This window comes from Dactylosporangium siamense, assembly GCF_016862795.1.
Lineage (GTDB): Bacteria > Actinomycetota > Actinomycetes > Mycobacteriales > Micromonosporaceae > Dactylosporangium > Dactylosporangium siamense.
In genome coordinates this window covers 1-21,132 of the sequence record NZ_BONQ01000063.1, presented here as the reverse complement: position 1 = coordinate 21,132, position 21,132 = coordinate 1, and the positions used below count along the sequence as shown (strand labels likewise).

Annotated in this window: 16 protein-coding genes; 9 read left to right on the top strand and 7 right to left on the bottom strand. The window is 72.2% G+C overall.

What is annotated here, in order from left to right; all coding sequences use genetic code 11:
* Nucleotides 1–227 (top strand): hypothetical protein (locus Dsi01nite_RS21430; protein WP_203847997.1); only part of this gene is annotated, 227 nt, incomplete at its 5' end.
* 59 nt (nucleotides 228–286) lie between these two features.
* Entirely contained in the window at nucleotides 287–949 is a 663-nt protein-coding gene (locus Dsi01nite_RS21425; protein ID WP_203847996.1) for a sporulation protein, read from the top strand.
* Between the two features lie 65 nt (nucleotides 950–1,014).
* Here Dsi01nite_RS21425 and Dsi01nite_RS21420 read toward each other — a convergent pair whose 3' ends face one another.
* Nucleotides 1,015–4,287 carry a GH92 family glycosyl hydrolase gene (locus Dsi01nite_RS21420; RefSeq protein WP_203847995.1) on the bottom strand — a complete coding sequence of 1,091 codons (3,273 nt, stop codon included), beginning with the start codon at nucleotides 4,285–4,287 and terminating at the stop codon, nucleotides 1,015–1,017.
* Between the two features lie 311 nt (nucleotides 4,288–4,598).
* Between Dsi01nite_RS21420 and Dsi01nite_RS21415 the strand changes: the two genes are divergently transcribed.
* Both Dsi01nite_RS21415 and Dsi01nite_RS21410 read left to right on the top strand, forming a co-directional pair.
* Entirely contained in the window at nucleotides 4,599–4,907 is a 309-nt protein-coding gene (locus tag Dsi01nite_RS21415) for a hypothetical protein (protein ID WP_203847994.1), read from the top strand.
* 3 nt (nucleotides 4,908–4,910) lie between these two features.
* Entirely contained in the window at nucleotides 4,911–6,119 is a 1,209-nt protein-coding gene (locus Dsi01nite_RS21410; RefSeq protein WP_203847993.1) for a hypothetical protein, read from the top strand.
* 44 nt (nucleotides 6,120–6,163) lie between these two features.
* On the opposite strand, the gene Dsi01nite_RS21405 is transcribed toward Dsi01nite_RS21410, so the two are convergent.
* The gene (locus Dsi01nite_RS21405; protein WP_203847992.1) at nucleotides 6,164–8,809 is read right to left on the bottom strand and encodes a ricin-type beta-trefoil lectin domain protein; all 2,646 of its coding nucleotides are present in this window, start codon (nucleotides 8,807–8,809) and stop codon (nucleotides 6,164–6,166) included.
* 267 nt (nucleotides 8,810–9,076) lie between these two features.
* Between Dsi01nite_RS21405 and Dsi01nite_RS21400 the strand changes: the two genes are divergently transcribed.
* Complete coding sequence (locus Dsi01nite_RS21400) at nucleotides 9,077–10,444, top strand: carbohydrate-binding protein (RefSeq protein WP_203847991.1); 1,368 nt, start codon at nucleotides 9,077–9,079, stop codon at nucleotides 10,442–10,444.
* Here the strand turns inward: Dsi01nite_RS21400 and Dsi01nite_RS21395 are convergent.
* Nucleotides 10,441–11,721, bottom strand: a complete 1,281-nt coding sequence (locus tag Dsi01nite_RS21395; protein WP_203847990.1) for an adenosylmethionine--8-amino-7-oxononanoate transaminase — start codon at nucleotides 11,719–11,721, stop codon at nucleotides 10,441–10,443. The genes Dsi01nite_RS21400 and Dsi01nite_RS21395 overlap by 4 nt on opposite strands.
* 136 nt (nucleotides 11,722–11,857) lie before the next feature.
* On the opposite strand from Dsi01nite_RS21395, the gene Dsi01nite_RS21390 reads away from it, so the two are divergent.
* Together Dsi01nite_RS21390 and Dsi01nite_RS21385 are read left to right on the top strand one after the other, a co-directional pair.
* Entirely contained in the window at nucleotides 11,858–12,010 is a 153-nt protein-coding gene (locus tag Dsi01nite_RS21390) for a hypothetical protein (RefSeq protein WP_203847989.1), read from the top strand.
* Nucleotides 12,011–12,022: 12 nt separating this feature from the next.
* Nucleotides 12,023–14,458, top strand: a complete 2,436-nt coding sequence (locus tag Dsi01nite_RS21385; RefSeq protein WP_203847988.1) for a helix-turn-helix domain-containing protein — start codon at nucleotides 12,023–12,025, stop codon at nucleotides 14,456–14,458.
* Nucleotides 14,459–14,542: 84 nt separating this feature from the next.
* Here Dsi01nite_RS21385 and Dsi01nite_RS21380 read toward each other — a convergent pair whose 3' ends face one another.
* Nucleotides 14,543–15,415: a hypothetical protein gene (locus Dsi01nite_RS21380; RefSeq protein WP_203847987.1), complete on the bottom strand. Its 873-nt coding sequence runs from the start codon at nucleotides 15,413–15,415 to the stop codon at nucleotides 14,543–14,545.
* Nucleotides 15,416–15,496: 81 nt separating this feature from the next.
* Between Dsi01nite_RS21380 and Dsi01nite_RS21375 the strand changes: the two genes are divergently transcribed.
* Together Dsi01nite_RS21375 and Dsi01nite_RS21370 are read left to right on the top strand one after the other, a co-directional pair.
* The gene (locus Dsi01nite_RS21375; protein ID WP_203847986.1) at nucleotides 15,497–16,174 is read left to right on the top strand and encodes a Dps family protein; all 678 of its coding nucleotides are present in this window, start codon (nucleotides 15,497–15,499) and stop codon (nucleotides 16,172–16,174) included.
* Nucleotides 16,175–16,196: 22 nt separating this feature from the next.
* Nucleotides 16,197–18,824: an Hsp70 family protein gene (locus Dsi01nite_RS21370; RefSeq protein WP_203847985.1), complete on the top strand. Its 2,628-nt coding sequence runs from the start codon at nucleotides 16,197–16,199 to the stop codon at nucleotides 18,822–18,824.
* Here the strand turns inward: Dsi01nite_RS21370 and fabG are convergent, their stop codons facing one another.
* The 3 genes from fabG to Dsi01nite_RS21355 all read right to left on the bottom strand — a co-directional run.
* Nucleotides 18,825–19,556: a 3-oxoacyl-ACP reductase FabG gene (gene fabG, locus Dsi01nite_RS21365; RefSeq protein ID WP_203847984.1), complete on the bottom strand. Its 732-nt coding sequence runs from the start codon at nucleotides 19,554–19,556 to the stop codon at nucleotides 18,825–18,827. It abuts the gene before it with no gap.
* Between the two features lie 2 nt (nucleotides 19,557–19,558).
* Entirely contained in the window at nucleotides 19,559–20,719 is a 1,161-nt protein-coding gene (locus tag Dsi01nite_RS21360) for a thiolase family protein (RefSeq protein WP_203847983.1), read from the bottom strand.
* Nucleotides 20,720–20,738: 19 nt separating this feature from the next.
* The coding region (locus Dsi01nite_RS21355) for a YybH family protein (protein ID WP_203847982.1) at nucleotides 20,739–21,132 on the bottom strand (394 nt) is incomplete at its 5' end.

The following is a 21,132-nucleotide window of genomic DNA, read 5'->3' as shown; positions in this document are numbered from 1 at the left end:
GCCGGCCGCAGGGCTGGGCGATCGCGGATCCACTTTGGGGGAGCTGCGCTCCACCCGCACCCCTCAAACACGACGTGCCGCAGCCGCCGGTGATCTTGGCGGAGTTGGTGCCCGCCTCCTTCGCCGGCAACGCGCCCTTCGTGGGCCGGTCGGTGCCCGCCCGGGCCGAGGCGGCCTTCGCGGCCGGAGGGTGGGTGAGCTGGGTGAATGCGGGTTGGGGCGGGTGAACCGTACAGTGGCACGTGTTAGTGTCGGCTTTCGTTGTGGCTTGTGCGAGGAGCATCGAATGTACGGATCGGCGATGCTCGACGAGCGTGGGGTGCGGCCGGGGACGATGGCGGCGGGGCAGGTTCACCTCGGTGGGGCCAGAGCGGATCTGGTCGTCGAGGCGGTGAGCGTGACGCTCATGACCGTGGTCAGCGGGGTTGAGGTCGACTTCCTGCGGGGGCAGGTGTCCGCTGGGTTCACGCTGCGGGCGGGGCGCGGCCGGGCGATCCCGTTCGAGCAGGCCATGCCATGGGAGACGCCGTTCACGCAGTTCGCCGGGGTGCACCTGGCGGCGGTGTCGGTGCGGCTGCGGACCACGGTGACCGTCGCGGGGCAGCGGCACGACGTCGGGGTGGACCCGGTGACCGTGCACCCGACGGCGGCGCAGTGGCGGGTGCTCGATGCGGTGCGGAGGCTCGGGTGGAGCTTCGCGCACAGTGAGGTGCGGCAGGGGACCGTGCCGGGAGTGCGGCAGAGCGACCCGTTCCTGCAGTGGTTCGACTGTCTGGCGGCGCACGCGACCGGTCCGCTGCGGCTGACGACCGTCGCGAACCCGGTCGGCGCCGACGTGCTGCTCGACGCGGGGGACGGGCAGCACCGGTTCGCGGTGCGCCACGACGACGAGAGCACCGACCTCGCCGCGCTGATCGAGGACCGGCTCACCCCGTCCCGGGTCCGGTAACGCCGGCACCGGAACGGCGAGGGCGGCCACCGGATCGGTGACCGCCCCACATCAGTGCGAAAACGTCAGGCGAGCAGTTCGAACTCCGCCAGCTGGGTCTCGGCGGCGCCGTGGTTGGCGGTCACCTGGATCCGGTAGCGGCCGTAGGCGGTCGTGTTCGGGATGACGAACGCCCTGGTCTGGCGCCGGTCGACGAAGTCGATGTTCGTTCTGGTGTCGACCGTCGTCCAGGTGACGCCGTCGTTGGAGCCCTGCACGACCCAGTTCTTGGGGTCGCGGCCGGGGACGTCGTCGGCGGAGGTCAGCGTGTACTGCTTGACCGTCGCCGAAGCCGTCAGCTGGCAGGTGATGGTGGCGGTGTTCGCGAACGCGAGCCACTTCGTCATCGACGTGTCGTCGACGAGCATGGCCCGGCCCTCGGCGGTGCCGTTCTCCGCGGTGACGGTGACGGTGCTGCCGGTGGCCCGGTCCTTGAGCTGCACCGGCGCCGCGGTGCCGGTGGTCAGGGAGCCGGGGATGTCGGACGCGCCGGTGCCCCACGAGGACGGGTTCGGACCCATCACGAAGTTCAGCGTGCCGCCGGCCAGCAGGTCGGCGTGGGTCAGGTAGTTCTTCGTGTAGGTGACGCCGTTGAGGGTGGCGCTCTGGATGTACCGGTTGGTGTCGCTGACCCCCGGCGCGTTGACGACGAACGTCTTGCCGTTCTCCAGCGTCAGGGTCGTCTTCGGGTGCAGCGGCGCGCCGATGGTGTAGTCGGTCGAGCCCATCCGGGCCGGGTAGAAGCCCGCCGCGGAGAAGACGTACCAGGCGGACATCTCACCGTTGTCCTCGTCGCCGAGGTAGCCGTTGCCCGTTCCGGCGCCGGAGTTGTACAGGGTGGTCAGCACCCGCCGGACCTGGTTCTGCGTCTTCGCGGGGGTGCCGGCGTAGTTGTACATGTAGAGCATGTGATGGATCGGCTCGTTGGAGTGCGCGTACTGACCCATGTTGGTGTCGTACGCCTCGGACATCTCGTGGATCGTCCCGCCGTAGCAGCCGGGCAGGAAGTCACGGGACGCGGCGAGCACCGCGTCGATCTTCGCCGACAGCTGGGTCTTGCCGCCGTAGAGGTTGGCCATGCCGTTGGGGTCCTGCGGCGCCGCGGTCGCGTAGTGCCACGGCGCGCCCTCGGTGAACTCGCAGCCCCACTCGTTGGGCTTGAAGTTCGCGTCGGTGGTGCGCCACGAGCCGTTGCTCTGCTTGCCGCGGAAGAAGCCGACCGACTGGGAGAACAGGTTCGTGTAGTCGAGGGCCTGGTTGCGGAAGTACGCGGCGTCCTCGGTGTATCCGAGCGCCTGGCCCATCTGCGCGATGCCGAAGTTGTTCGTGGCGTCCTCGAGGGTCCACGCGGCCGACTCGCCGAGGACGTCGGTGGCGACGTACCCCTTGAAGACCGAGGTCTGGATGCCCTTGCGGCCCTTGTTGCCGGCGCCGGAGTAGGTGCTCGCGTTCTTCACCATCGACGCGTACGCCGCCTGGTAGTCGAAGTTGCGCACGCCCTTCATGTACGCGTCGGCGAAGGCCAGGTCCTGGTTGGTGCCGACCATGATGTCGATCGAGCCCGGCCCGGTCCAGCGCGGCGTCCAGCCGAAGTTCTTGTACGCGTTGACGATGCCGTCGAGCATCTCACCGGTCTTCGTCGGCGCGAGCAGCGTGTACAGCGGCCACACCGCGCGGGACGTGTCCCAGAAGCCGTTGTTCACGTACATCTGGCCGTCGTGCACGGTGTTGTCGTAGGGGCTGTGGTACTTGCGGACCCCGCCGACGATCTCCGAGCGGTTGTTCGGGTACATGAACGACCGGTACATGTTCGAGTAGAACGTCGTCATGCTGTCGCTGCCGGCGCCTTCGATGCGCACCTTGCCGAGCGTCGAGTCCCACAGGTTGGCGGTTTCCTCGCGCACGGTGTCGAAGCTCTTCGTGCCGACCTCCTGGTTGAGGTTGGCGGTGGCCTGGGCGACGCTCATGAACGAGGTGCCGATCTTCAGGGTCACCTGCTCGTTGGCGGCGGTGGCGAAGCGGACCCAGCTGGTCGCGCCCTGGCCGGTGATGGTGCCCGACGCCGCGATCGCCTTGTCCGTGGTCGCCGAGATGTACAGCGTCTGGCCGCGGTGGTTGATCGAGCCCTGGATCGTCCGGTTGGCGTTGTTGACGGTGAGTGAGCCGCTGGCGCTGTCGACGGTGTCGAACAGGATCACCGACTCGGCCGCGGACGGGAAGGTGAAGCGCATGACGCCGGCGTGGTCCGTCGGCGTGATCTCCGTCGTGATGCCGTACGTGCCGAGCTGCGTCTTGTAGTAGTGCGCCTTCGCCACCTCGTTGGCGTGGCTGAAGGTCGACTTGCGCGCGTCCGGCGTCGACTTCACCGCCCCGGTCATCGGCATGACCTGCAACTGCGCGTAGTCACCGATCCATGGGCTCGGCTCGTGGCTGATCGCGAAGCCCTGCACGGTCGTGGCGTTGTACTCGTACAGCCAGCTGTCGTTGTTGCCGTTGGTCACCGGCGTCCAGAAGTTGAAGCCGTTCGGGACCGTGGCGCCGGGGAACGTGTTGCCGCGCGAGTAGCTGAAGCTCGAGTTGGAGCCGCGCCGGGTGTCGACGTAGTCCGACAGCCGGCCGGCGGTGCCGCCGTCGGCCTTGATCTGGATGTCGTCGAACCAGCCGCGGAACAGGCCGGTGTTCAGCGGCTGGTCGTAGGCGACCATGATCCGGTCGATGGTCTTGCCGGCCCGGACCGCGCCGATGTTGGACGTGACGAAGTTCCACTTGTCGAAGCCGAGGGTCGAGCCGTTGCCCTGGAACGTCGGGTGGACCCGGACGCCGTACTGGTCGACCGCGCCGGAGTCGCGCAGGTTGGTGCCGTCGGTGAACATCAGGTCGACCGCGACGTCGAGGTGCCCGCCGGACTGCGGGTACACCCAGTAGGACAGCGTGCTGGCCGAACCGACCGGGATGTCGACGTCGAAGACCCGGTTGTACGAGAACGACGTCGTCGCGCTCAGGTCGTTGCCGGAGTACAGCAGCGCGGTCGTCCCGGTGTGGGCCGTCCCGGTGCCCGGGATGCTCTCCATACCGGTCAGCGCGCAGCAGTAGCCGCCGACGCCGTTGCTGTTCTCGACGCTGTTGGTCCAGGTCGGCTGCGGTTCGCCGGTCTCGAAGCCGGTCGACCAGTCGCCGGCGGCGGCGGCCGCCGGCTCGGTGAACGCGGTGGCGCTGAGCAGGCTCGCGGCGAGGGCGACCGCCGCGAACCAGGTGCGTCTGCGAGGGGATCTACCAAGGCGGGGGTGACGGATGGTCATGCGGCAACCTGCCGTTTCGGTGAGGGTTGTCTCGCCGCCACCGCCAGTGGTGTCAACGTTGTCAGCGCACGTGTCATCACCAACCGTCGATGCGCCGAGGGTGGTGGCACGCGCGCGCCTGGCGGGGCGGCGCCGTGATGGGGCGGGTACGAAAGGGGGGTGCGGACGTCCATACGGAGATTCGCCCCCATATCGAGTTTTGTCAACTCTTGACAAATCGAGGCGAGCGGGGTTCCAGCAGGACCGTGACGGTTGGTGGTGATGGCCGTTCGGATCGTGCATCCGGTGACGCCCGTCGATAGCATCGGCCGGTGCTGTACGTGTACTGGGCCGCCTGGGGTTTCTGCGGCGGGTTCATCGTCGAGGCGCTGCAGCTGTCGGGCGCGATCCGGCGGGCGCGGGGCTGGCCGTGGAGACGGCGCGGCGAGCCGACCCTCGCGCCCTATCTCGTATCCGTGCTGCTGCGCCTGATCGTCGGTGCCGTGCTCGCCGCGGGCCTGGGCGGCGAGGGGCAGCTCGGCGGCCCGCTCAGCGCGCTGGTCGTCGGGGTCGCCGCGCCGCTGATCGTCGAGCAGCTCTCGCGCGGTGCGCTCGCCCGCGCCGGCGGGTCGGGGGGCTGAGCGGTGCCGCCCACCGGGTTCTGGCGCGCGGTCCTGGTGAATCTCGCGCGCACCGACGCGCCGTTCAAGGGGCCGGCCGCCGAACCGTCACCGCTGCTGATCGCCCTCGCCCGGCAGACGCCGGCGTTCCAGGTCTCCCGCCCGGCCACCGGCCGGTGGTGGAGGGACCTGCCGCTCGCTCTTGCGAGGGTCACCCCCTCCTTCGCCGGCGACGCGCCGTCGCCGTCATCCGCGCCGTCGCCATCACCCGCGCCGGAGCCGGTGGCGCCCCGGAGACCAGTGCGGCCCGGACCGCCCACGCGCTGGCGGCCGGCGCTCGCGGCCGCGGGGGCGTTCGCCTCGGTCGCGGTGGCGGTCCTGACCGTCACCGTCGCGGCGGCCTGGCTGGCCCGCGGCACCACCTCGGGCCCCGGGGGCGTCGGCGCCACCCCCCGCCCGACCGGCAGCCCTGTCGTCGTCGCCATCCCCGGCCCGGTCGACTTCGTGCCGGTCGGCATCGGCACCCGGGTCGTCGTCGAGGGCAGCCTGTCCGGGACGCGCGTCACCAAGCACCTTGACCTGGGACCCGTCCAGCTCGAAGCCAGCCTCGCCACCGCCTACAGCGCGCTGATCCTCGGCCAGGGCCTCGCCGGTGCCCCGCTGACCGCGGCCGCGCAGGAGCCCGCCGACTGCCTCGAGGCGATCCAGACCGATCCGTACCCCGCGGAGGACCTCGTCGAGGCGACGAAGGGGGCACGCTTCTGTGTCGTCGCGCCGCCGACCGAGCTGCGCCCGGCACGCGTGGTCCGGGTCGCCGTCCAGGACGTGGCCGCCAACGGCTCCGTGACGATCCTGTACCACGAATGGGACGCGGTGCCGGTGTTCCGGTTCACCCTCGCGTCCGTGGTCGTGCCGCGCTGCCTGTCGGTCACCGGCGTCGGCGCGCCGCCGGCGAAGGGCCGGGTCGTGCTGTTCGTCAACAGCGGCAACGCGTTCTTCTACGAGGCGGCGCTGACCTTCCTGACCGACGGGACCTGGACCGTGCCCGCCGTGATCATCGGCGACGAGCGGAGCGGCGGCCTGCGGTTCGTGCTGCATGCCGTGCAGGTCTCCGACGAGATGGCGCAGGAGCTCGCCGCGCACGACGGCGCCCCGTACGCCGTGACCGCCCTGCAGGGCACGACGCTCGCGCGGGCCGAGGTGACCAGGTCGGCCGACACCGGCACCTGCTGAAAAGCTGGGCGGGGATTGCCGGCCGGCAACCCCCGCCCAGGACATCACTGCTTGAGGAACACCTGCGCGGCGCTGCCGTTGCAGTCCCACAGCTGCAGCCGCGCGCCGTTGCTCACCGAACCGTTCGGCGAGTCCAGGCAGCGGCCGGACTGCGGGTTGCGCAGCGAGCCGTTCGGCTGCGGCACCCACTGCTGCGCGCCGCCGCCGTTGCAGTCCCACAACTGGATCAGGGTGCCGTTGGCGGTGCCGTTGCCGGTCGCGTCCATGCACCGGTTCAGCGTGCGCAGCGCCTGGCCGTCCCATGCCCAGTGCTGGTCGACCGCGTAGGGCTGGCAGCCCCACAGCTGCACGGCGGCCGCGTTGCCACCGGTGTCGTCCGCGGCCACGTCCACGCACTGGCCGCCCGGCCCGTTGACGAACGTCGCACCCGGGGAGCCGCCGCCGAGGCGGAAGACCTGCGCGCCGCTGCCGTTGCAGTCCCACAGCTGCAGCCGGGCGCCGTTGGCCGTGGAGCCGCTCGGCGAGTCCAGGCAGCGGCCGGACTGCGGGTTGCGCAGCGAGCCGTTGGTCTGGGGTACCCACTGCTGCGCGCCGCCGCCGTTGCAGTCCCAGAGCTGGATCAGCGTGCCGTTGGCGGTGCCGTTGCCGGTCGCGTCCAGGCAGCGGTTCAGGGTGCGCAGCGCCTGGCCGTCCCACGACCAGTGCTGGTCGACCGCGCTGAGCTGGCAGTCCCACAGCTGCGCCGCGGCGCCGTTACCGCCGGTGTCGTCCGAGGCGATGTCCACGCACTTGCCGCCGGGGCCGGTGACCGGGGCGCCGGGCGGCGGGCCGGCCGTGTTGAGTCGCTTCGAGGCCGCGATCATCTGCTGGTTCGCGGCGCGGACGCGGGCCCCGTCGAACTTGAGCACCTGCCGGTCGTAGGTCCAGAAGCCGTTGAACTCGCCCTCGACGTCGAACGGCTGGGTGTAGACCATGCCGGCCAGCCCGCGCGTGTAGACCAGGTTGAGCGCCTGGGCCTGGACGGCGAGGTACCGGTCGGTGGCCGACTGCCCGTTGGGGTGCGTCTCGTAGGCGAAGTACTGGCCGTTCGGGCTGTACTCATGGCCGGCGGAGCGGATGCCCAGCCCGCCGTACTCGCCGAGGACCGCGGTCCGGGTGCTGGTCGGCGTCGGCGAGTTCGGTCCGACGTACCAGTGCCAGTCCTGGATGTCGCCGTTGCCGGGGTCACCCTTGGAGTTGCAGCAGTTGTAGCCGCTGTGCGGGTTGACCAGGCGGGTCGGGTCCTGGTTCTTGACGTTGTTCACCACCCGGGTCGTGTCGGCGAGGTTCCACTCGCCCCAGCCCTCGTTGAACGGCACGTACACGATGACCGCCGGTGAGGAGCGGTGCTCGTCGACGATCTGCCCGACCTCGGTCTCCCACTGCGCGTGCTGCGCCGCGGTGCCGGGCGCCTCACCCATGCTCGGCATGTCCTGCCACACCAGCAGCCCGAGCCGGTCCGCGTGGTAGAACCAGCGCTGCGGCTCGACCTTGATGTGCTTGCGGACCATGTTGAACCCGAGGTCCTTGATCTTCTGCAGGTCACCGGCGAGGGCCGCGTCGGTCGGCGCGGTGTAGAGGCCGTCGGGCCAGAAGCCCTGGTCCAGCACGCCGGTCTGGAGCACGAACTGGCCGTTGAGCGTCGGCACGAGCTTGCCGTTGACCACGGCCTTGCCGACCTCACGCATGCCGAAGTAGTGCATGGTCTGGTCGACGGTCGCGCCGGAGCTGTTGCGCAGCGAGAGCCGCAGGTTGTAGAGGAACGGGTCGTCCGGCGACCAGCGCCGCGCGTTGGGCACCGGGACGGTGAACTCGGTGAAGCCACCGGTGGCGGTGCCGACCACGGTCGTGCCGTCGAGCGCCTCGGCGAGGACCGAGTGCCCGGTGACGTCCCCCCGCGTGAAGACGCGGATCCGCAGCGTGTTGTTGGCGAGGTTGGGGTACAGGTCGGCGCTGAAGATCGACGACGTGGGCGTCGGCTCCATCCACACGGTCTGCCAGATCCCCGACGACGGCGTGTACATGATGCCGCCCGGGTTGCGCACCTGCTTGCCCCGGGCGATGTTGAGCCCGGCGGTGTCCGACGGGTCGTAGGCCCGCACGATCAGCTCGTTGGTGCCCCCGTTGAGCTGCGGCGTGATGTCGAACTCGAAGCGGTCGTAGCCGCCGGTGTGGCCGCCGACCTGCACGCCGTTGACCCACACGGTGGCCTGGTAGTCGACCGCGCCGAAGTGCAGCTGGACGCGGCGCCCGGCCCACCCGGCCGGCACGGTGAACGTGCGCCGGTAGAACAGGTAGAGCCGGTTGTCGTTCGCGGGCCGCTTGATCCCGGAGAGCGCCGACTCCACGGGGAACGGGACGTTGACCCGCTCCGGCAGGGTCTGGCCGAAGACGGGGTTGTCGTTGGTGGTGGACTGGCGCAGCTGCCACTCGCCGTTGAGGTTGAGCCAGTCGGGGCGGGTCATCTGCGGCCGCGGGTACTCAGGCAGCGGCTGGCCGGCGAGCGCCTGGTTCGTCCAGGGGGTGGTCAGCGGCGACGGCTGGGCCGGCGCGGCCGATGCGGGCGGTGCGGCGGACACCGCCGTCCCGAGGCTGAGCAACGCGGCGAGCGCTGCGCCGAGCAGCCGTCGCCGGTGGTGCGGTGCGGACATGGGGGTTCTCCTTGGGTCCTGCTGGCGGGCGGGCCATCGGTGAATATTGATGGATATGCTAACGATGTCACACGGAAATCAACAGAACCCATCACAACAAGATGCAACCGAACCTGCCCCGCCGGGGAAGGGGTGCGGGGTCGAAACGTAACGGAACCTTAAAGTGCGCAACGCGATGACCTGCATACATAGAGGTACTTCTTTTGTGAAAGAAACTTAACTGATACGCTCCCTGCCCATCGAACCATCGATGTGGAGGGCTCGCCCATGAGAGCGCAACGTCGAACATTTGCCCTGATTGCCGGTGCGGCGGTGACGCTCGTAGCGGGTCTGGTCATGACCACCATCACGACTGCCGAGGCCGCCAGCAACGCCGCCGCCGCCGTCACGTGCTCGGCGCCCGCCTGGGCGGAGGGCAACACGTACACGGCCGGGACCCAGGTCACCTACGGCGGCAAGCTGTACCAGGCCCTCGTCACCCACACCGCGTACGCCGGTGCCGGCTGGAACCCCGCCGCCACCCCGTCGCTGTGGACGGACCTCGGCGCGTGCACCGGCGGGACGACCAGCCCGACGCCGAGCCGGACCCCGAGCACCAGCCCGACCCCGAGCCGGACCCCCAGCACCAGCCCGACCCCGAGCCGGACCCCCAGCAACAGCCCCACCACGTCGACGTCGCCGGGTGGTAGCACCTGTGCGGTGAAGTCGCGGCCCGCCGGCAAGGTGCTGCAGGGCTACTGGGAGAACTGGGACGGCGCCTCCAACGGCGTTCACCCGGGCCTCGGCTGGATCCCGATCACGGACGCGCGCATCAAGCAGCACGGGTACAACGTGATCAACGCGGCGTTCCCGGTGATCCGGTCCGACGGCACGGTCCTGTGGGAGAACGGCATGGACGCCGGGGTCAAGGTGTCCACGCCCGCCGAGATGTGCGCGGCGAAGGCGGCCGGCGCGACGATCCTGATGTCGATCGGTGGTGCGGCGGCCGGCATCGACCTGAGCTCCAGCACCGTCGCGGACCGGTTCGTCGCGACGATCGTGCCGATCCTGCGCACGTACAACTTCGACGGCATCGACATCGACATCGAGACCGGCCTGACCGGCAGCGGCAACATCAACACGCTGTCCGCGTCGCAGGCGAACCTGATCAGGATCATCGACGGCGTGCTCGCCCAGATGCCGTCGAACTTCGGCCTGACGATGGCGCCGGAGACGGCGTACGTGACCGGCGGCAGCGTCACCTACGGCTCGATCTGGGGCTCCTACCTGCCGATCATCAAGAAGTACGTCGACAACGGCCGGCTCTGGTGGCTGAACATGCAGTACTACAACGGCAGCATGTACGGGTGCGCCGGTGACTCCTACTCGGCCGGCACCGTGCAGGGCTTCCAGGTGCAGACGAACTGCCTCAACAGCGGCCTGACGATCCAGGGCGTCACGATCCGGGTGCCCTACGACAAGCAGGTCCCGGGCCTGCCCGCCCAGACCGGCGCGGGTGGCGGCTACATGACCCCGTCACTGGTGTCGCAGGCGTACAACACCCAGCTCAAGGGCCTGATGACCTGGTCGATCAACTGGGACGGCTCGAAGAACTGGACCTTCGGCGACAACGTGAAGTCGCTGCAGGGCCGCTAACCGGCAAGCGCCGCCGCGACGACCGCCGACGAGATCAGCTCCAGCTCGTCGGCGGTCGTCACGTACGGCGGCATCGTGTAGATCAGATCCCGGAACGGCCGCAGCCACACCCCGTGCGCCGCGGCCGCCCGGGTCGCCGCCGCGACGTCGACCTCGTGGTCGAGCTGCACGACGCCGATCCCGCCGAGCACCCGCACGTCGGCGACCCCCTCCGCACCGCGGGCCGGCTCCAGCCCGGCGGCCAGGACGGTCTCGATCCGTTTGACGTCGCCCCGCCAGTCGCCGGCGAGGAGCAGGTCGACCGACGCGCCGGCGACCGCGCAGGCCAGAGGATTGGCCATGAACGTCGGCCCGTGCGCCAGGACCGGGACCGATCCCCGCGAGATGCCGTCGGCCACCTCGGCGGTGCACAGGGTGGCCGCGAGTGACAGGTACCCACCGGTGAGCGCCTTGCCGAGGCACATGACGTCGGGGCTGACCCCGGCGTGGTCGGCGGCGAACAGGGCCCCGGTGCGGCCGAACCCGGTCGCGATCTCGTCGAACACGAGCAGGACGTCCGCGGCGCGGGTCGCTTCGCGCAGCACCCGCAGATACTCGGGCGAGTGGAACCGCATGCCGCCGGCGCCCTGCACGACCGGCTCGACGATGACCGCGGCGAGCTCGTGCGCGTGGTCGTGGATCAGGGCGGTGAGCCGCGCCGCGTAGGCCGGGTCGAACGCGGCCGGCGGCTCCGGCGCGAACACCTGCGCCGGCAGCACCCCGGACCACAGGCTGTGCATCCCGCCGTCCGGGTCGCAGACCGACATCGGATGGAAGGTGTCGCCGTGGTACCCCCCGCGCCAGGTCAACAGCCGGCGCTTCGCCGGCCGGCCCAGCGAGCGCTGGTACTGCAGGCACATCTTGATCGCGACCTCGACCGACACCGACCCCGAGTCGCTGAAGAACACGTGCCGCAGCGGCTGCGGGGTCAGCTCCACCAGCCGCGCCGCGAGGGAGACCGCCGGCTCGTGGGTGAAGCCACCGAACATCACGTGGCTCATCCGGCCGAGCTGGTCGGCGGCGGCCGCGTCGAGGACGGGATGGCGGTAGCCGTGGATCGCCGACCACCACGACGCCATCCCGTCGACCAGCTCGTCGTGGCCCTCGAACGGCTCGGCGAGGCGGATCCGGGTGCCCTGCGCCGACGTGGCGACCAGCGGGACGCTCCGGCCCGGCATCGGCCCGTACGGGTGCCAGACATGGGCCCGGTCCAACGCCAGCAACTCCTCGACGCGCATGGGCCGACCCTATCCGCGCCGGCCCGCACCACCGAAAAGATCCACGTCGCTCAGTGACTGGTGGCCGGTTGGTATCCTGCGGCCTCTACAAACCGCACGGGGTGCCTCTACAAACCGCACGGGGTGAGGAGTCAAGGTGTCGGCGCGCAAATCCTTACTGTTCGTGGTCATCGGTGCCCTGCTCGGCGCCGTCCTGGTCGTCGACCCGACGCCGCCCGCGGTGTCGCCCGACCCGGAGGAGATCTCCAACTACCGCTTGATGGATTCGGGCCCACCCGTCAAGAGCTGACCGCCGTCCACCGTGGACAGCGACAGCGCGGCGGTCCTGGCGACCGCCGTCTCCAACGTCGAGGGGCTCGCCGAGCTGCTGCGGCACCTGCGCCGCAGGCAGGCGCGGCGGCGCGGTGACCCGCCCCTGACCTACCGGGAGCTCGCCGGTCGCACCGGCTGGTCCCACGGCAGCATCGGCGGCTACTTCACCGGCAAGATCGTGCCGCCCACCGACCGTTTCGACACGCTCGTCCAGCTCCTCGACGCGGCGCCGGACGAGCTCGGCCCGCTCGCCGACGCCCGCGACCGGGCCGAGGAGCACAGCCGGGCCGACGACCGGGGCCGGGCCGAGCCGCACGGCGGCGTCCCGCGGCAGCTGCCGGCGGCGCCGGACGCCTTCACCGGGCGGGACGCGGCGATGGCCCGGCTCGACGAGGCCGACGCCGGCACGGTCATCGTCATCGGCACCGCCGGGGTCGGCAAGACCGCCCTGGCCGTGCACTGGGCGCACCGGGTCGCCGGCCGGTTCCCCGACGGGCAGCTGTACGTGAACCTGCGCGGTTTCGGCCCGGGCGAGGCGGAGGTCACCGCGGACGAGGCGCTCCGGGCGTTCCTCACCGCGCTCGGGGTCGCGCCCGACCAGGTCCCCGCGGAGCTGGACGCCCGGGTCGGGCTGTTCCGCAGCCTCCTCACCGGCCGGCGGTTCCTCGTCGTGCTCGACAACGCCGCGCACGCCGGGCAGGTCCGGCCGCTGCTGCCCGGCGGGTCCGGCAACCTCGTCCTCGTCACCAGCCGCAACCAGCTCACCGGCCTGGTCGCCACCGACGGCGCGGTGCCCGTCACGCTCGACCTGCTCACCGCGGAGGAGGCCCGGCGGCTGCTCGCCGCCCGGGTCGGCCCGGCCCGCGTCGCCGCCGACCCGGCCGCGGTCGACGCGATCGTCGAGGCGTGCGCCCGGCTGCCGCTGGCGCTGGTGATCGTCGCCGCCCGCGCGGCCGCGCGCCCTGATCTGCCGCTCGCCGGGCTCGCCGGGGAGCTGCGCGCCGAGCGCGGGCGGCTCACCGTGCTGCGCGACGCCGCCGCGGCCACCGACGTCCGGTCGGTGTTCGCCTGGTCGTACCAGCGGCTGAGCGCACCCGCCGCCGGCCTCTTCCGGCTGCTCGCGCTCGCGCCCGGGCCGGACGTCGGCCGGGCCGCCGCCGCCGCGCTCCTCGGCGAGCCGTGCACCGCGACCGCCGCACTTGCCGGGCCCGCCGCGCTTGCCGGGCCCGCCGGGCTTGCCGGGCCCGCCGGGCTTGCCGGGCCCACCGGGCTCGCCGGTGAGCCCGGCACGGTGGCCGGGCCGCCCGGAGTGCCGGGTGACGCGCGCCGGGCCCTCGCCGAGCTGACCCACGCGAGCCTGTTGACCGAGCACGCGCCGGGCCGGTTCGTCGCGCACGACCTGCTCCGCGCGTACGCGTCCGAGCTGTCCGGCACCCTCGACGGCCCGGCCCAGCGCGCCGCGGCGACGCTGCGGCTGCTGGAGCACTACCTGCGCACCGCGCACACCGCGGCGCTGCTGCTCGACCCGCACCGCACGCCACTGCCGGACGTCGCCGCCGGCGGCGCGCTGGAGACCGAGGCGCAGGCACTCGCCTGGTACGCCGTGGAGCACCACACCCTGCTCGCCGCCGTGCGGGAGGCCGCCGCGACCGGCCACGACGCGCACGCGTGGCGGCTGGCGTGGACCCTCGTGGACCACCTCGACCGGCGCGGCCACTGGCCGGACCTGCTCGCCGCGCAGCGGATCGCGTTCGCCGCGGCGGCCCGGGCCGGCGACGCCGCCGGGGAGGCGGTCAGCGCGCACCAGCTGGGCCGGGCCTGCATCCGGATGGGCGACTACGACGCCGCCGCCACCCACCTGGAGCTGGCCCTGGACCGCTACGGGCGGATCGGCGACGACGCCGGCCGGGCCAGGGTGCACGGCAACCTCGGCTTCATCGCCGACCGGCAGGCCCGCCCGCGCGACGCGATCGGACACCTGCTGCGCTCCCTCGACCTGCTCCGCGCCACCGGCGACCAGGCCGGGCAGGGCGCGGCGCTGGCGAACCTCGGCTGGTCCTACGCCGCGTCGGGCGAGCACCGCGAGGCCCTCGACCACTGCCACCAGGCCCTGGAGCTGCAGCAGCGGATCGGGGACCGGACCGGAGAGGCGTACAGCTGGGACAGCATCGGCTTCATCCACCACCAGCTCGGCGAGCACGAACCGGCGGCCGAGTGCTACCGGCAGGCCCTCCAGCTGTGGCGGGAGATCGGCGACCGCTACGGCGAGTCGGAGACCCAGACCCACCTCGGCGACCTGCACCGGGCGGCGGGCGCCGAGCCGGAGGCCCGCGCCTGCTGGCTGGCCGCCCTCACCATCCTCGAGGACCTCGGCCACCCCGACGCCGAGCAGGTCCGCCAGCGGGTCGCCCAACCGCCGTCCTGAGCCCGACCGCCGTCCTGAGCCCGACCGCCGTCCTGAGCCCGACCGCCGTCCTGAGCCCGACCGCCGTCCTGAACCCGGCCGCCGTCAGGGACGGTGCGCCAGGTCGGCGCAGGTCGACTCGTCGGGCAGGAACGGGCGGAAGGTGACCTGCCACGACGAGCCGGCCGACGTCCACGGGGTGCGGGAGTTGGCCTTGCCGGCGGCGGCGAGGATCCGGCTGCTCTCCTCGCCGGTCGCGCCGGCGCAGTGCACGCCCGGCCGGTCGGCGACCGCCTCACCGGGCAGCGCCGGGCCCGGCCACGCCACCGGCGCCTGCGGCGGCACGCCCTGGTCGCCGCCCATCTCGGCCCACGGCACGGCGACGGCGGCGACGCCCTTCGCCACGAACGGCCGGGACTCGGAGACGGTGCCCTTGCCCAGCGTCGACTCCAGGTCGGTCAGCGCCTCCACCAGCCGCTGCATGCGCTGGCGGGCGGCGCGGTGCGGGGCGGACAGCGAGTCCTCGCCGATGCCCAGCGCCGGGATGTCGCTGGCCTGCGTGCCGGCGACGGTGCGGACCATGATGTGGGTGGTGGGGGCGTCGGCGACGTTCGGCATACCGAAGTCGGTCGCCTGGCCGACGCCGGCGTCCAGGGCCATCCGGGCCAGCTTCGTGATGTCCGACGGGGCGAGGATCCCCTGCACCTGCACGTTCGGCAGCGCCGGACCCGGGAAGATCTCAATCATGGGGCCGTTGGTGACGACGCGGCCGTCGCCGTAGATGCTCAGCGTCGGCACCTCGGTGACCGTCATGGCGACCGGGACGAGACCGCCGGACACGTCGACACGCAGCACGAGCTCGTCGGGGCGGTAGTTGACGGCGGCGCCGGGGACGCCCCCGCCGCCGACCGGCGCCGGGTCGCCGCAGCCGGCGAGCAGCAGGACCATCGTGGCGGCGAGCGTGCGCAGGCGTGTCATACCCGGTCTGACGCCGCGACCCACCCGCGGGTTCCGCCCCCGGGTGAGGTTCGCCCCGGCGGCGGAGGGCAGAGCGCCACCATGCCACCAGCGAAGAGCGCCGCGCCAGCGGCGAAGAGCACCGCGCAAGCGGCGACGAAGAAGAAGGGCAGCCAGCCGTGGCTGCACCAGCAGGGCCGGGAGATCCAGCATTTCGGCACGATCCGGCAGTTCCCGGTCGGGCTGTCCGCGGACACCCGGATGTACTCCTGCGAGCGGCTCAACCAGGTCCTCGCCGACACCCAGATCCTGTACGCCCTCTACAAGAAGCACCACTGGCTGATGCGCGGCCCGACCTTCTACCAGCTGCACCTGCTGCTCGACAAGCACGCCGGCGAGCAGCTGGAGCTCGTCGACGCGATCGCGGAACGGGTGCAGACCCTGGGCGGGATCGCGGTCGGCGACCCGCGGCACGTCGCCGAGCTCACCCGGGTGCCGCGCGCGCCGGACGGTGCCGAGGAGGTGCCGGCGATGCTGTCGCGGCTGCTCGAGGCCCACGAGATGATCCTGACCGACGCGCACGAAGCGGCGGCGAAAACGGTCGCGATGGGTGACGACGGCACCAACGACCTGCTGGTCTCCCAGGTGATCCGCACCGGCGAGCTGGAGGCGTGGTTCCTGGCCGAGCACCTGGTCGACACGCCCCTCGTCCAGACCGACGAAACCATCAGGGAGGTCTCGAAGACCACGACAAAGGCGGAGGGCAGCGCCAGGCGTTGATGGCAGGGGATACCGTGTCGGCGTGACGAGGCAATCCGACTCGCAGTTGGGCGTCGACCTGGGGACCACCCACACGGTTGCGGCGCTGACCTCTGCCGACGGTCGCAGCCAGCCCCTGTTGTTCGACGCGAGTTTCCTGCTGCCGTCGTCGGTGTTCGCGGAGGTCGACGGGCACCTGCTCACCGGCAAGGACGCGGAGCGCAGCGCCCGGCTCGACCCGAGCCGTTTCGAGCCCAACCCGAAGCGCCGCATCGACGACGGCACGGTGCTGCTCGGCGCCCGCGAGTATCCGGTGTCGGACCTGCTGTCGGCCGTCCTGAGGCGGGTCGGGGACGAGGCGTCGCGGGTGCTCGGCATCATGCCCGTGCGCACCGTGCTGACGTATCCGGCCAACTGGGCCACCCACCGCAGGACCGTCCTTGCCGACGCCGCGGCCCGAGCCGGCATGCCCGCACCGATCCTGGTGCCCGAGCCGATCGCGGCCGCCGCGTATTTCACCACCGTGATGGGGCGGCAGATCCCGCCCGGCGGGGTGCTGGTGGTGTACGACTTCGGCGGCGGCACCTTCGACACCTCCGTCCTGCGGCGCCGCCCGGACGGCGGCTGGGACGTGCTCGCCAGCGACGGCCTGCCCGACGTCGGCGGGGTCGACCTCGACGCGGCCCTGCTCACCGACGTCGGCCGGAGCCTCGCGATGGGCGACGCCGACCGGTGGCGGCAGCTCACCGACCCGTCCGACGACATCTCCCGCCGGCGCAGCTTCCTGCTCCGCGAGGACGTGCGCACCGCGAAGGAGCAGCTGTCGCGCACCTCGTCCGCGGGCGTGCACGTGCCGCTGTTCGAGGTCGACCTGCACGTCACGCGCGCGGAGTTCGAGCAGGTGTCCCGGCCGTACCTGCAACGCACGGTCGACCTGACCGCCAACACCCTGCAGCGCGCGGGCGTGCGCTCCGACCAGATCGCCGGGCTGTTCCTCGTCGGCGGGTCGAGCCGCATCCCGATGGTCAGCACCCTGCTGCACCAGCGGCTCGGCGTCGCTCCCACGATCATCGAGCAGCCGGAGCTGGTGGTGGCCCTGGGCAGCGCGATCGCCGCGATGCCGAGCCGCCCCGCACCGGCCGCCGGCCCCGCGACGGGGATGCATCCGGGGTTCCCGGCGGGTCCCCGCCCGCCGGGCATGGGCGCGCCGCTGGGCGCGCCCATCTCCGGCCCGGTGGGCGCGGCCGCCGGGATGGGCGCCGCCGCTCCGGTGTCGGCGCCGGTGCCCGGCCCGATGTCGCCGGCCGGATCGCCGGCGTCCCCGCCGGGGTGGATCGGTGGGCTTCCGCCGTCCTCCGGGGTCCCCGTCTCGGCCCCGCCGACGAGTGGCATGCCGCACAGCGCGCCCCCGGCGAGCGGGCCACCGGTCTCACCCGCCGCCGGCCCGGGCGCCTACCCACCCGGCGGCGGATTCGCGCCGCCCGCCAGCGCTCCCGTCGCCGGCGCCGCCGGGTTCGGTGCCCAGCCGCAGGCCGCCGGGTTCGGGGCGCAGCCGCAGGCCGCCGGGTTCGGGGCGCAGCCACCGGCCGCGGCGACCGCGCAGTTCGGGCACGGCGGCCCCGCGACGCCGGGCGGGCCGCCCGGTGGGTTCCCGCCCTTCACCCCGCCGCCGCCCAGGCGGACGAACGGCGGCGGCGGCAAGACGGCGCTCATCGTCGGCCTCGCGCTCGTCGTCGTGCTGCTGCTCGGCGTCGGTGGCGTCGCCACCTGGCGGGCCGTCAGCAGCGACAAGTCCGACGATCCCAGCTCGAGCGCCACCGGCAACCGGGGCACCGGCACCGGCGGCAACGGCGGAAACCAGGCCGGCCCGGCCAACACCAAGGACGCCAAGCCGGGCGCGAAGCAGCAGACCGTCGAGATCAACAAGGCGGTCTGGTACGGCCAGGTCAAGCTCACCTTCGGCAAGATGACCTACGACGCCGACGCCGACCAGGACCCGTTGGTCGTCGAGGTCCAGATGGAGAACCTCGGCGACGACACCGTGCAGTCCTACGGCGTGCGGACCTCGTTCCAGATCGACGGCCAGGAGTACTCGGGCTCGTTCAAGGAGTCCTCACAGGTCTCCGGCGGGCAGAAGAGCAACTTCCACATCTCCTTCGCCGTGTACGACCCGCTGAAGGCCAGCATCGGCACCGGCACCCTGCTCATCGGCGACGGCAAGGAGGCCCAGGGCAAAGTCCCGCTCGGCGGCGGCGAGGTCGTCGCCTACGAGCCGGTCAACGTGCTCAAGGACAAGAAGCTCGCCATCCACGACCTCGAGGTCACGTTCACCACCTGCGACGTGCGCGGCGGCTTCCTGGACTACAACGGTCAGGCGCTCAAGGAGAACCGGGTCCTCACCTGCAAGCTCGACATCCGGTACAACGGCAAGAGCAGCGAATACGTGGGCTCCGAGCACTTCCGCCTGGGCCTGCCCGACGGCACCGAGGTCGCCCCGAAGACCGCGCCGAACGAGGCGATGTCCTCCGGCTCGGAGAACCTGGCGTCCGCCCGCAACCTCGGCTTCCAGTTCAAGTACGCGCCCGGCACGTACAAGCTGCGCGTGGTCGACATCGCGGGCGACGCCAGGAAGCCCACCGACGTGGTCGAACTCGACGTCGTCGTCAAGTAACTACCTTGCGCCGCCGTTGACGTAGAGGGTCTGGCCGGAGACGTAGGAGGCCTCGTCGCTGGCCAGGAACGCGATGACGGCGGCGACCTCCTCGGGCTGGCCGACCCGGCGCAGCGGGGTGCGCGCGGCGACCTCCTGCTGGTGGTCCTCCGGGGTGCTGCCGACGCGGGTCGCGGTGGCCGCGGTCATCGCGGTGGCGATGTAGCCGGGGGCGACCGCGTTGACGGTGATGCCGAAGGGGCCGAGCTCGATCGCCAGGGTCGCGGTGAGGCCCTGCACGCCGGCCTTCGCGGCGGCGTAGTTGACCTGGCCGCGGGCGCCCAGCGCGGAGCGGCTGCTGAGGTTGACGATGCGCCCGGAGCGGGCCGGCACCATGTGCCGCTGCGCGGCCTGGCAGCACAGGAACATGCTGGTGAGGTTGGTGGTGAGGACCGAGTCCCACTCCTGCGCCGGCATCTTGAACAGCAGGTTGTCGCGGGTGATGCCGGCGTTGTTGACCAGGACGTCGATCGAGCCGAGGTCCTCGGCGACGGTGTCGAAGGTGCGGTCGACGGCGCCCTGGTCGGTGACGTCGCAGGAGTACGCGGTGCCCACCCCGGCGGGGACGCGGGCGGCGTCCAGGTCGAGCAGCGCGACGCGGGCGCCCTGGGACGCGAGCAGGCGGGCGGTCGCCAGGCCGATGCCCTGCGCCGCGCCCGTGACGACGGCGACCTTTCCAGCGAACCTTGACATGATCACCTTTCCACGAGGACGGCGGTGCCCTGCCCGACGCCGACGCACATGGTGGCGAGGCCGCGGGTGGCGCCGGTGCGGCGCATGCGGTGCAGCAGGGTGGTCAGGATGCGGGCGCCGGAGCAGCCCAGGGGGTGGCCGAGCGCGATCGCGCCGCCCGAGGGGTTGACCAGGGCAGGGTCGATCCCGAGCTGGTCGGTGACGGCGAGGGCCTGCGCGGCGAAGGCCTCGTTGAGCTCGGCGGACCGCACGTCGCCGAGCTTCCAGCCGCTGCGGGCCAGGACCCGGGCGGTGGCGGGGACCGGGCCGATGCCCATCACGTCCGGGTGGACGCCGGCCGACGCCCCGGCGACGTAGCGGCCGAGCGGCTCCAGGCCGAGCTCGCCCAGCGCGTCCTCGCTGACCAGGAGCAGGCCGGCGGCGCCGTCGTTGAGCGGGGAGGAGTTGCCGGCGGTGACGGTGCCGCCGGCCTTGAAGACCGGTTTGAGGTTGCCGAGCTTGGCGAGGCTCGTGTCGGCGCGGATGCCCTCGTCGGCGGTGACGCCCTCGACCGGGATGATCTCGTCCGCGAAGTCACCCGCGTCCCTGGCCCGAGCGGCGAGCTGGTGGCTGCGCAGCGCGAACGCGTCCTGCCGGTCGCGGGAGACGTCGTAGCGGGCGGCGACCTCCTCCGCGGTCTCACCCATGGACAGCAGCCCGTGCAGGTCCTTCATCAACGGGTTGACCAGGCGCCAGCCGAGCCGGGTGTCGGCGATCGACATCGCGTTGGGCAGGGCGTCGTCGGGGCGGGGCAGCACGAACGGCGCCCGGCTCATCGACTCGGACCCGCCGGCGACGACCACGTCGGCCTCGCCGGCGGCGATGGTGCGGGCGGCGACGGTGACCGCCTCCAGGCCGGACGCGCAGAGCCGGTTGACGGTCGCGCCGGGCACCGACTCGGGCAGCCCGGCGAGCAGGGCGGCCATCCGGGCGACGTTGCGGTTGTCCTCGCCGGCCTGGTTGGCCGCACCCCAGTAGACCTCGTCGACGCGGGCCGGGTCGATGCCCTCGACCAGGGTCCGGATGACCGTCGCCGCGAGGTCGTCGGGGCGGACATGGCTGAGGCCGCCGCGCAGCTTCCCGATGGGGGTCCGCCGCGCGGCGGCGAAGTAGACGGCACGCATAGCCTTTAAACTAACACTGTTAGTCTGGGGAGGCGATGGTCGGTTCGGCGCCCTGGACGGCGCGCCACAGCCAGACCCCCGAGGCGCGCCGGGACAGCAGCCCCGTCACCCGGTAGGGGAAGGGCGTCGCCGACCCGTCCGGGTGGTGTTCGAAACCGTCGGCCTCGGCCAGGACGAACGCCCCGCCCGGCACCGTGTGCACCGTCGCCGCGGTGGCCTGCCAGCTGTAGGACTCGGGCCGGGCGAACAGGGTCTCCAGGAGCTTCTCGACCTCGGCCCGCCCGGTCGCCGACTCGCCGGCCTCGCTGCCCACATAGGTGATGTCGTCGTCGGGCACGAAGCACGCCAGCACCGCGGCCGCGTCCTGTGACAGGAACGCCATCCCCAGCCGGTCCACCATCTCGATCGGGTCA

Coding starts and splice junctions, on each gene's coding strand:
- Dsi01nite_RS21425 (WP_203847996.1), top strand. CDS start 287: ATGTACGGATCGGCGATGCTCGACGAGCGTGGGGTGCGGCCGGGGACG.
- Dsi01nite_RS21420 (WP_203847995.1), bottom strand. CDS start 4,287: ATGACCATCCGTCACCCCCGCCTTGGTAGATCCCCTCGCAGACGCACC.
- Dsi01nite_RS21405 (WP_203847992.1), bottom strand. CDS start 8,809: ATGTCCGCACCGCACCACCGGCGACGGCTGCTCGGCGCAGCGCTCGCC.
- Dsi01nite_RS21400 (WP_203847991.1), top strand. CDS start 9,077: ATGAGAGCGCAACGTCGAACATTTGCCCTGATTGCCGGTGCGGCGGTG.
- Dsi01nite_RS21395 (WP_203847990.1), bottom strand. CDS start 11,721: ATGCGCGTCGAGGAGTTGCTGGCGTTGGACCGGGCCCATGTCTGGCAC.
- Dsi01nite_RS21380 (WP_203847987.1), bottom strand. CDS start 15,415: ATGACACGCCTGCGCACGCTCGCCGCCACGATGGTCCTGCTGCTCGCC.
- Dsi01nite_RS21375 (WP_203847986.1), top strand. CDS start 15,497: ATGCCACCAGCGAAGAGCGCCGCGCCAGCGGCGAAGAGCACCGCGCAA.
- fabG (WP_203847984.1), bottom strand. CDS start 19,556: ATGTCAAGGTTCGCTGGAAAGGTCGCCGTCGTCACGGGCGCGGCGCAG.
- Dsi01nite_RS21360 (WP_203847983.1), bottom strand. CDS start 20,719: ATGCGTGCCGTCTACTTCGCCGCCGCGCGGCGGACCCCCATCGGGAAG.